Origin of the sequence: Paeniglutamicibacter sp. ZC-3, assembly GCF_025847175.2 — a bacterium.
GTDB classification, from domain to species: domain Bacteria; phylum Actinomycetota; class Actinomycetes; order Actinomycetales; family Micrococcaceae; genus Paeniglutamicibacter; species Paeniglutamicibacter sulfureus.
In genome coordinates, this window is record NZ_JAOYTG010000014.1 from 111949 (window position 1) to 121981 (window position 10033).

At 64.8% G+C, this 10033-nt stretch carries 10 protein-coding genes; 2 read left to right on the forward strand and 8 right to left on the reverse strand.

From position 1 onward, the window contains the following. Positions 1–134 precede the first annotated feature (134 nt). The 8 genes from OIU93_RS14485 to OIU93_RS14520 all read right to left on the reverse strand — a co-directional run bounded on the left by OIU93_RS14485 (position 135) and on the right by OIU93_RS14520 (position 8117). Positions 135–800 carry an NUDIX hydrolase gene (locus OIU93_RS14485; RefSeq protein ID WP_264270782.1) on the reverse strand — a complete coding sequence of 222 codons (666 nt, stop codon included), beginning with the start codon at positions 798–800 and terminating at the stop codon, positions 135–137. Between the two features lie 4 nt (positions 801–804). Continuing rightward, positions 805–2493, reverse strand: a complete 1689-nt coding sequence (locus tag OIU93_RS14490) for a CTP synthase (RefSeq protein WP_264270783.1) — start codon at positions 2491–2493, stop codon at positions 805–807. 86 nt (positions 2494–2579) lie between these two features. Beyond that, a complete protein-coding gene (recN, locus tag OIU93_RS14495) occupies positions 2580–4313 on the reverse strand; it encodes a DNA repair protein RecN (protein ID WP_264270784.1) in 1734 nt (577 codons plus the stop codon). Then, positions 4310–5344: an NAD kinase gene (locus OIU93_RS14500; protein ID WP_264270785.1), complete on the reverse strand. Its 1035-nt coding sequence runs from the start codon at positions 5342–5344 to the stop codon at positions 4310–4312. The genes recN and OIU93_RS14500 overlap by 4 nt, the downstream gene beginning before the upstream one ends. 54 nt (positions 5345–5398) lie before the next feature. Next, positions 5399–6205, reverse strand: coding sequence for a TlyA family RNA methyltransferase (locus OIU93_RS14505; RefSeq protein ID WP_264270786.1), 807 nt, complete (start codon positions 6203–6205; stop codon positions 5399–5401). Beyond that, positions 6202–6420 carry a hypothetical protein gene (locus OIU93_RS14510; protein WP_264270787.1) on the reverse strand — a complete coding sequence of 73 codons (219 nt, stop codon included), beginning with the start codon at positions 6418–6420 and terminating at the stop codon, positions 6202–6204. The genes OIU93_RS14505 and OIU93_RS14510 overlap by 4 nt, the downstream gene beginning before the upstream one ends. A 14-nt stretch (positions 6421–6434) precedes the next feature. Then, positions 6435–7427, reverse strand: a complete 993-nt coding sequence (locus OIU93_RS14515) for an HAD-IIA family hydrolase (protein WP_264270788.1) — start codon at positions 7425–7427, stop codon at positions 6435–6437. Between the two features lie 15 nt (positions 7428–7442). Beyond that, positions 7443–8117 (reverse strand): hypothetical protein, encoded by a 675-nt coding sequence (locus tag OIU93_RS14520; RefSeq protein ID WP_264270789.1) that lies wholly within the window; start codon positions 8115–8117, stop codon positions 7443–7445. Here OIU93_RS14520 and OIU93_RS14525 point away from each other — a divergent pair. Further along, complete coding sequence (locus OIU93_RS14525; RefSeq protein ID WP_264270790.1) at positions 8097–8369, forward strand: hypothetical protein; 273 nt, start codon at positions 8097–8099, stop codon at positions 8367–8369. The genes OIU93_RS14520 and OIU93_RS14525 overlap by 21 nt on opposite strands. A gap of 45 nt (positions 8370–8414) precedes the next feature. Beyond that, entirely contained in the window at positions 8415–9422 is a 1008-nt protein-coding gene (locus OIU93_RS14530; RefSeq protein WP_264270791.1) for a hypothetical protein, read from the forward strand. Positions 9423–10033: the final 611 nt, after the last annotated feature.

The following is a 10033-nucleotide window of genomic DNA, read 5'->3' on the forward strand; positions in this document are numbered from 1 at the left end:
GGTCCGGCAGGTGCCGGCGGAGCTGCAGGTGCCGGCTCGACGGGTGTCAGCCGGATGGTGGCCGGGACCGAACCGACAGGGGTCAACCGGATCGTGGCCGGCCCAATCGTGTCGGAAGACATTTCGCCGCTCCCCTAGAGCCTTGGCTCGTTGGAGCGCAGTCGCGGGTGGGCTTCGAACGAGGTGTCAACCGGGCGCAGCGATGTGTATCCGTCCGCGCGTGCCGCGACGGCCGCCAATAGGCCTGCAACTGCGGAAGGGTTGTGGATCCGCCCGCCCAGGACGCCGGCAACGGCTTCGTCCAGGGGAACCCAGGCAAGTTCCATGTCGGCTTCCTCGTCGGTGCGTTCGTGGCGTTCGTGCTCGGGGACCGGGTGGGCACTGCGGGCCAGATAGATGCGGATCGCCTCCGAGGATGATCCGGGGGAAAGGAACAGGTCGACCAGCACGGCCCAGTCCTCGGCGACCAGGTCGGCTTCCTCGGCAAGTTCGCGTGCGGCGGCAAGGTGCGGCGCCTCGTCCTCGATGTCCATGAGCCCGGCGGGGATTTCCCACAGGTTCATGCGCACCGGGTGGCGGTACTGGTTGATCATCAGCACCTCGTCGGCATCGTTGAGCACCAGCACCGCAACGGCCCCAGGGTGGTCGATGTAGTCCCGGACCAGCGGTGCGGCATCGGGCGCGAATTCAAAGGTGTCCTGCACTACGTCCCAGATGCGCCCGTCGTAGACGGTCTCGGACTTAAGCAGGCGGCGAGGGCTGAACGAATCGCCCAGCGCCTCGCCGTCTGTTGTTCCCATGGTGTTACTTGCCGGCCTTCTGGTGTGCCAACCCGGCCTTGACCAGCCCTGCAAAGAGCGGGTGCGGGCGGGTGGGACGGCTGGAGAGCTCCGGGTGGGCCTGCGTGGAGACGTAGTACGGGTGCACGGCCTTGGGCAATTCCACGAACTCGACCAGCTTGCCGTCCGGCGAAGTGCCGGAGAAGACCAAGCCAGCCTCCGCGATCTGGGCGCGGTAGGCGTTGTTGACCTCGTAGCGGTGGCGGTGGCGTTCGGCGACGGAGGTCTTGCCGTAGGTCTCGGCGATCACGGAACCCTCGGTGAGGGTCGCGTCGTAGAGGCCCAGGCGCATGGTGCCGCCCAGGTCGCCCTTGCCGTCGACAATGTGCAGCTGCTCAGCCATCGTCGCGATGACCGGGTGCGTGGAATTCGGTTCGAACTCGGTGGACGAGGCGTCTGCGAGTCCCACGACGTTCCGTGCGTACTCGATGACCATCGACTGCAGGCCCAGGCACAGGCCCAGGGTCGGCAGACCGGTTTCGCGGGCAAACTTCAGCGCGCCGAGCTTGCCCTCGAGCCCGCGGATGCCGAAGCCTCCGGGAACACAGATCGCGTCAACGCCGGCCAGGGCCTTCTTGGCGCCTTCGGTGGTGGAGCAGTCGTCGGAGGGAACCCAGCGGATCTGGACCTTGGCCTTGTTGGCGAAGCCGCCGGCGCGCAGCGCCTCGGTGACCGAGAGGTAGGCGTCGGGCAGGTCGATGTACTTGCCCACCAGCGCAATTTCCAGGTGGTGCTTGGGGTTGTGGACGGCGTCAAGGAGCCTGTTCCACTTGGACCAGTTCACGTCCTTGAACTTCATGCCCAGGTGCTGGACGATGTACGCGTCCAGGCCCTGTGCATGCAGCACGACGGGGATGTCGTAGATGCTCGGAGCGTCGGCGCAGTTGATCACTGCTTCCGGATCGACGTCGCAGGTGCGGCCGATCTTCACGCGCATCTCGTCCGGGATATCCCGGTCGGAGCGGATCACCAGGGCGTCGGGCTGGATGCCGATGGAGCGCAGCGCCGCCACCGAGTGCTGGGTCGGCTTGGTCTTCAGTTCCTGGCTGGGGCCGATGTAGGGCACCAGGGAGACGTGGACGAAGAAGACGTTGCCGCGGCCTATGTCCTGGCGGACCTGGCGCGCCGATTCGAGGAACGGCTGGGACTCGATGTCGCCAACGGTGCCGCCGATTTCGGTGATGATCACGTCCGGGGCCTTCTTGCCCTTGCCCGGCTCGGTGGCCGGCAGGCGCATGCGGCGCTTGATTTCGTCGGTGATGTGCGGGATGACCTGCACCGTGTCGCCGAGATAGTCGCCGCGGCGTTCCTTCTCGATGACCTCGGAGTAGACCTGGCCGGTTGTCACGTTGGCCATGCCGGTGAGGTTTTCGTCCAGGAAGCGCTCGTAGTGTCCGATGTCAAGATCGGTTTCTGCGCCGTCATCGGTGACAAAGACTTCACCGTGCTGGAAGGGGTTCATTGTGCCCGGATCCACATTGAGATACGGGTCTAGCTTCTGCATGGTGACGGAGAGACCACGTGCGCGAAGAAGGTGACCGAGGCTGGAAGCCGTCAATCCCTTTCCGAGGGACGAGGCCACGCCACCAGTGACGAAGATATGCTTTGTCGTTTCAGACGACCGGGAATCACGAGAAAGATTACGTTGCACCACGGGGTTCTACCCTATCACCTTTTCGTTGTTGGACGGTTGGGAAAGACTCTACAGCCTTGCCGGAAGCGGCAGGCGGAATCCGGGGTTCAGGAAAGCGAACTCACAAGCAGCTGCGCCTCGCCGAGCAGTTCCTCGGCATGGGCCTGGGCTGTGCTGGAGTCTTCCTGGCCGGCCAGCATCCGCGCCAATTCGCGCACGCGCTCGGCTTCGTCCAGGAGCACCACGTCGCTGGCGGTGAATCCCGCACCGTCGGCGGCCTTGGCATTCGAGGACTTGATCACGCGCACGTGGCGGTCCGCGTAGGCTGCCACCTGCGGCAGGTGGGTGACAACTATCACCTGGACGTGCTTGGCCAGCATGGCCAGGCGCTTGCCGATCTCGACGGCCGCCTTGCCGCCGACACCGGCGTCCACCTCGTCGAAGACGAACGTCGGAACGGGGTCCACGGCTGCCAACACCACCTCGATGGCCAGCATCACCCGGGAGAGCTCGCCGCCCGAGGCCCCCTTGCCCAGCGGCCGCGGGGAGGACCCGGCGTGGGGCTGCAGCAGCATGGTGATCGCATCGATGCCGAAGCGGTTGGGTTCGGCGAGCTTCTCAAGCTCGACCACGAACTTCGCGTCGGGCATGGCGAGGGCCGCGAGCTCGGCGGTGACCCGGGCTGCCAGGTCCTTGGCCGCCTTGGCACGCAGCTTCGAGAGCTTGGCAGCCAGGTCGGCGACCTCAAGGCGCAGCGCCTCGGTTTCGGCACGCAGCTCCTCGATGCGGCCGTCGTCACCCTGGATCTCGGCCAGACGCGCGCGAGAGTTGTTGGCCCAGGCGATTACCTCGTCGATGTCGGGCGCATACTTGCGGATCAGCCGGTTCAGGTCGGCGCGGCGTTCCTCGAGCGCAGCAAGCTGCTCTGGACCCTCAGTGTCCAGGTCGGAGAGGTAGGCGGCCAGGTCGGTCGACACCTCTGCCGCAAGGATGCCGATCTCGTTGAGTCGCTCGGAGAGGGACTTGATGTCCGCGTCGTCGGCGGCGACCTGCTCCAGGGCATGCCTGGCGATCTCCACCAGGGAGATGACGCTGGGAGCCTCATAGTCCTCGCTGTTGAGCGACTCGTGGGCGAGGTTGGCGTTGGAACGCAACGCCTCAATGTTTGAAAGCTTCAGCGACTGGTGCTTCAGGTCCACGTCTTCGGCGGGCTGCGGGTCGACGGCGTCGATTTCCTCCAGGGCCGACTGCAGCGACTCGGCCTCGCGGATGCGTTCGCGGGATGCCGCTACGAGCTCCTCAAGCTCTGCGGTGGCACCGCCCCACTTGTCGAAGGTCTCCTGGTAGGTGGCCAACAGCTTGGCCAGCGGGGCGCCGGCAAACTTGTCCAGCGAGGCGCGCTGCGCCGCGGCTCCCTTGAGCCGCAGCTGGTCGGTCTGTCCGTGGATGGCGATCAGGTCCTCGCCCAGTTCCACGAGTACTCCCACCGGGGCCGCACGTCCGCCCACGGAGGCGCGGCTGCGTCCCTCGGCGGACAGGGTGCGGGTGATGATCAGTTCGGCCTGGTCCTCATAGCGTTCGACCAGGGCACCTGCTTCCTCGGCACGGTCAAGGACCTTGCTGGCGGCGGGCAGCACAAGCGTCGCATCCGCCACTGCCTGCTTGGCGCCGTGGCGCACGGCCCCGGCGTCGGCGCGGCGTCCGAGCAGCAGCCCGAGCGCGGTGATGACCATGGTCTTGCCGGCACCGGTTTCGCCGGTGACGACGCTGAATCCCGGGCCCAGCGGCAAGGTTGCCTGGGAGATGACACCCAGGTCGCTGATGCGTATTTCCTGTATCACAGTTGCCTCCGATGGTCTTTGTCCGCGAGGGTTTCCGGTTCGGGCTTGGGCGCGTGGTGGCGCGGCTCGATGACCTGCATCGCCGGGGTGATGACGGGCAGCGCGGTCGTGGCGGTCTCGCGTTCGCCGGGTTCCACCGGACCCCGCCAGCCGTGGATGGGTAGTTCGAACTTGTTGACCAGCCGCTCGGAGAACGGGGTCTGGTTCACCCGCGCCAGGCGCACCGGCTTGGTGGAGCGGGTGACTTCGATTCGGGCGCCCGGCGGCAGCTCGATGGAGCGCCGGCCGTCGCACCAGAGCACGGCCCCGGCATCGGTGCGGGTCAGGATCTCAATGGCCAGGACGGAGGTGGGGGCCACGACCAGCGGCTTGGCGAAGAGCGCGTGGGCACTGATCGGCACCATCACCAGCGCCTCGACCTCGGGCCAGACCACCGGTCCCCCGGCGGAAAACGCATAGGCGGTGGAACCCGTGGGGGTGGCCATGACCACGCCGTCACAGCCGAAGGTGCTTAGCGGGCGGCCGTCGACCTCCATGACCACTTCGATCATGCGTTCGCGGTTTGCCTTTTCGATGGCTGCCTCGTTCAACGCCCAAGTGTGCGCGATCCGGCGGTTGTCCAGCCAGACCTGCACGTCGATGGTCATGCGTTCCTCGACGGTGAAGCGGCTCTCCACGATCCACTGCACGGTTTCCTGCAGGGCTGTGCGTTCGCTTTCCGCCAGGAACCCTACGTGCCCCAGGTTGACCCCGAGCAGCGGGACCCCGGCGTTGCGGACCAGTTCGGCGGCCCGCAGCACGCTGCCGTCGCCGCCCAGCACAACGCCCAGGTCGATGTTCTCGAGGCTGGTGTCTTCGTCGAGGATCTCAACCTCGAGGTCCTCGCCCTCCGCGGTGTTGCGCACTGCCTGCATTTCCAGGCGCCGCATCACCGGGATGAGTCCGGCATCCCGCAGCCGGGAACAGGTGTCCACGGCTGCTAACAGGGCATCGTTTCGTCCGGTGTGGGTGAGGACCAAAATCCTGCGCATGAGTTCCTTCCTCGGCGGACCGAAGGTTAGGACATCGATTCAGATGCCGCCAGTCTAAGAATAGTCAACGTCCGGCCAGGCGTCGGTCCCGACGCGGGGATGTGCAAAAGCCTCCGGATTGTGTCCGGAGTCCTTGCGCAGCCACAGAAAGAATTCGACGTTGCCGTCCTGGCCCGGGAGCGGGCTGCGGGCCAGCCCCTTCACGGCCAGTCCGGAGTCGTGCGCGCAGGACATCACGGCGTCCACCGCCTTGCGCCGCTGGGTCGGGCTGCTGACCACCCCGGTGCGGGACAGCTGCTCGCGGCCGATCTCGAATTGCGGCTTGACCATGAGGACCAGGTCGCCGTCGGGCTCCGTGGCCCTGGCCAGGGCATTCAAGACCATGGTCAGCGAGATAAAGGACAGGTCGGCCACGACCAGGGACACGGTTCCGCCGATGTCCGCGGGATCCAGGTAGCGGACGTTCATGCCCTCGTGGACGTGGACGCGGGCGTCCGTCCGCAGCTCGGGGACGAGCTGGCCGTGTCCCACGTCGACGGCCTCGACATGGTCAGCACCGCGGCGCAGCAGCACGTCGGTGAATCCGCCGGTCGAAGCCCCGGCGTCAAGGCAACGTTTCCCGGCGACCTCGATGTGTGAAAACTCAGCCAGTGCACCGGCCAGCTTGTGCCCGGCGCGACTCACGAATTCCTCGCCCGCGGCGGCCTGGACGGTGATGGCCGAGGTCTCGGCAACGTTCTTGGCGGCCTTCGTGGCAATCATGCCGTCGACACGCACGCGCTGGTCGGCGATCAGCCGGGCGGCGTCGGTGCGCGAACGGGCCAGGGACCGGGTGACCAGTTCCTGGTCGAGGCGGCTCATGCCTGCTCCTGCGAGGTGGCATCCAGGTCGGCGGTCAACGAGGCCAGCAGGTCCTCGAAGATGGCCAGGTGTTCGGCAACGGGGGTGGATGCCAGGGTTTCCAGGACTTCGAGGTCTGTCGTCGATGCGCGTGAATCCGAGGGGGCGCCCGGGCGTGGCCCGGGGACCGCTGCGCCGGGGCCGATGTTGGGAAGTGGGGTGTGGTTGCTGCTCATCATCACCATCGAGCCTATGGCTTGATGCCGACGATTTGGGAAAAGCTCAGCCTAGGTTCCACGGCGTGTTCCTGCCGCGGGTGGGCTAGCCACCAGGCCGCGCATGCCGCACGCCAGGAATCCAGGTCGGCTTCATCGCCGTCGATGGTGATCGTGTCGCCGTTGACCGAGGCCATGGCGGATCCGCAACGGACGCCGAACCCGGTGACCTCGACAACCGGGTAAGGCTCGTAGAGCCCGGAGAGGTCGGCCAGGAGATAATCGGGGCGTTCGGCAGTGCGGGCGGCCAGGGCCGTGCGCACCGTGTCGACTCCGGTAAGCACCAGCGCGGTGTTGAATGCGGCGTTGTTTCCGCCCAGGATGTCCGTATCGAGCCGGTCACCCACCACCAGCGGTCGGGTGGCCTGGAAAGTTTCGGCCGCGCGGCGGAAGAGCAGTGGCTCGGGCTTGCCCGCCACCAGCGGCTTGGTCTTGGTGGCGGCTGCGACGGCCTCGACCAGGGCACCGTTGCCCGGGGCTATGCCCTCGGCCCGCGGTATGGTCAGGTCGGTATTCGTGGCGACCCAAATGGCACCGCCATTAATCGCGAATGCAGCTTCGGCCAGGTCCTTCCAGCCGACGGCGGGGTCGAAGCCCTGGATGACACCCTGGGGGCCATCGTGGTGGCTGGAGACGATTTCCATTCCGAAGGAGCTGACGCAATCGCGCAGGTGGGCGCTGCCCACCACCAGGACCTTGGCGCCCCGGGGAAGTTCCTTGGCCAGGAGTTCAGCCCCCGCGTCGGCCGAGCCAAAGACTTGCTCGGCCGACGCGGGAGCGCCAAGTTGATTCAGGTGTGCGGCAACGGCACCCGGGGACCTTGAAGCGTTGTTCGTGACATACGCCAGGACCACCGAATGTTCCTGCAATCGATTCAGGGCCTCAATGGCCTTGGGAATTGCACCGTTGCCGGCATAGACGACGCCGTCGAGATCGGCGAGCAGCGCGTCAAAACCTGTAATCAGCATGGATGGATCGAATTCCTACTTTTCGTCGTTTTCGTCCTGGTCGATAACCGGGGACGTTCCGTTGGCCTCGGTGACGGCCGGGGCCTCGTCATCGAGTTCCGGGTTCGATTCCTCGGCCACTTCCTCCAGCGAGGACGCATCGACAACGTCGACGGCGTCTTCGTCAGAGAGACCTTCTTCTACGGCTTCTTCCGAGGATTCGTCGCCGTCTTCCGAGGAAGGGGTCTCCGACTCGACGAGATCGCGGGCGCGCGGGCGGCGTGCATCGGTTTCGTCGTCTTCGCCGAGGTCGATGATATCCGGTTCGGCGAACTCGCCGGTGCCCAGGGCTTCCTCGGCCACGGAGATCTGCTTGCGCCAGGTCGACGCTTCTTCGATGCGGCCCAGGTTTTCCAAGGCGTCTGCGTAGGCCGAGAAGAGGCGCGGGCTGTAGCTAAACGCGCGGTTCATGTCCAGCTGCGGGATCTCAAGTTCAGCCAAGGCTGCGTCGAGGTTACCCAAGTCGTTCTGGGCACCGGAAGCGACCATGGCCATTTCGACCTTGCCGTTGGTATCCAGTGTCTCGATGACCTCGCTGTGGGCAATTTCCAGCGCCTTTTCCGGACGACCAATTCCACGTTCGGAATCGGCGATCAGGGGCAGGTGCAGGTTGTTGCCGCTGATGCGACGGTGGGTACGGAATTCACGCAATGCTTCGGCAAACTCACCGGCAGCGTAAGCGGCCAGACCAACTGCTTCACGAACAACGGCAACGCGGCCGCCACGACGGGAAGCTGCGATGGTGTGCTCATACGCCAACTGCGGATCGATATCGATCAAGCGACCGGCCATGACCAGGTGCTTGGATACCCATTCGTTGTTGACGTCGTCAAGGTAACGCAGTTCCGCGCGGGTAATGCGGTCCAGTTCCTTGCCGGTTACATCGTCATCAATTTCCGGTGAGCGTCCGCGTTCCGGGCTGTTGGAGCTGCGAAGGTCGGCCGGGTTGTGGGCGCGGCGGTTCTCTTCGTCGCGCAGCGCTTCGAGGTCAGCAGTGCTGGCTTCGTTGCGGGGCTTGAATCCACCACGGTCTTCGCGAGGCTTGAATCCACCGCGATCTTCACGGGGCTTGAAACCGCCTTCACGACGGTCTTCGCGGGGCTTGAAGCCACCGCGATCTTCACGGGGCTTGAAGCCACCTTCACGGCGATCGTCGCCGCCACGGAATCCACCGCGGTCTTCGCGGGGCTTGAAGCCACCTTCGCGACGGTCATCGCCGCCACGGAATCCACCGCGGTCTTCACGGGGCTTGAAACCGCCTTCGCGACGGTCATCGCCGCCACGGAATCCACCACGGTCTTCACGGGGCTTGAAACCGCCTTCGCGACGGTCATCGCCGCCACGGAATCCACCACGGTCTTCACGGGGCTTGAAGCCACCTTCACGGCGATCGTCGCCGCCACGGAATCCACCACGGTCTTCGCGGGGCTTGAAGCCACCGCGATCTTCACGGGGCTTGAAGCCACCTTCACGGCGATCGTCGCCGCCACGGAATCCACCGCGGTCTTCGCGGGGCTTGAAGCCGCCTTCACGACGGTCATCGCCGCCACGGAATCCACCGCGATCTTCGCGAGGCTTGAAACCGCCTTCACGACGGTCATCGCCGCCACGGAATCCACCGCGATCTTCGCGGGGCTTGAAGCCGCCACGGTCTTCGCGGGGCTTGAAGCCACCGCGATCTTCGCGGGGCTTGAAGCCGCCACGGTCTTCACGGGGCTTGAAGCCACCTTCACGGCGATCGTCGCCGCCACGGAATCCACCACGGTCTTCGCGGGGCTTGAAGCCACCACGATCTTCACGGGGCTTGAAACCACCTTCACGGCGGTCATCGCCGCCACGGAATCCACCACGGTCTTCGCGAGGCTTGAAGCCACCTTCACGGCGGTCATCGCCACCCCGGCGGAAGCCGTCGCTGTTGTTCGGCTTAGAACCATTTCGGTCGCGGTTGTCCTTTGACCCGAAGCCCTTGTTTTCGTTTGACACTAGATGTGTTCCTCTCAAAAGGGTCTTCAGTTTTGGACCCCACGCATGAACCAGTGGACCTCCGCATCTCACGGAAGCCCACACTAAAATCTTTTTGCCCTCACCAGGGCATTGAACGCCTGCATCTATCTTAGTCGAGCGTACCGAGTCGCCTTCGTGATTTGAACCAATAGTGCGCAACGCAACTGATCAATACTACGGCAGAATCTCGACAACTCCCGTGGATCATCAGGCCAATCCGATTGGACTCAAGATCTCGAATCGCCGGCGAGCAATTTCAATCCCACGAATTAGTTCACTCGGCATGGAGCTAACCTGCTTCGAGTAGAGCGACGTGTCGAAGACGGGACCAATTCAAGCAGCCGCACATTTCCAAGTCGCGAACCTTCTTCTGCACCTCCAACTCGTCGATTCGCTCGATTGGCATGACGATGACATCATGAAAACCGCGAATTTTATCGAGGCTGCTAAATAGCGTCTCTTGGTAGTGATGTTCTGGCGACTTGGTAGTGTCCCCTCTGGGCAGTTGTTAGCGCGTTTCCGGCGAAGTGGTAGTGCGTCGAGCTATTTGTCGTATTGGCCAA

Coding starts and splice junctions, on each gene's coding strand:
- OIU93_RS14485 (WP_264270782.1), bottom strand. CDS start 800: ATGGGAACAACAGACGGCGAGGCGCTGGGCGATTCGTTCAGCCCTCGC.
- OIU93_RS14510 (WP_264270787.1), bottom strand. CDS start 6,420: ATGAGCAGCAACCACACCCCACTTCCCAACATCGGCCCCGGCGCAGCG.
- OIU93_RS14505 (WP_264270786.1), bottom strand. CDS start 6,205: ATGAGCCGCCTCGACCAGGAACTGGTCACCCGGTCCCTGGCCCGTTCG.
- OIU93_RS14500 (WP_264270785.1), bottom strand. CDS start 5,344: ATGCGCAGGATTTTGGTCCTCACCCACACCGGACGAAACGATGCCCTG.
- OIU93_RS14515 (WP_264270788.1), bottom strand. CDS start 7,427: ATGCTGATTACAGGTTTTGACGCGCTGCTCGCCGATCTCGACGGCGTC.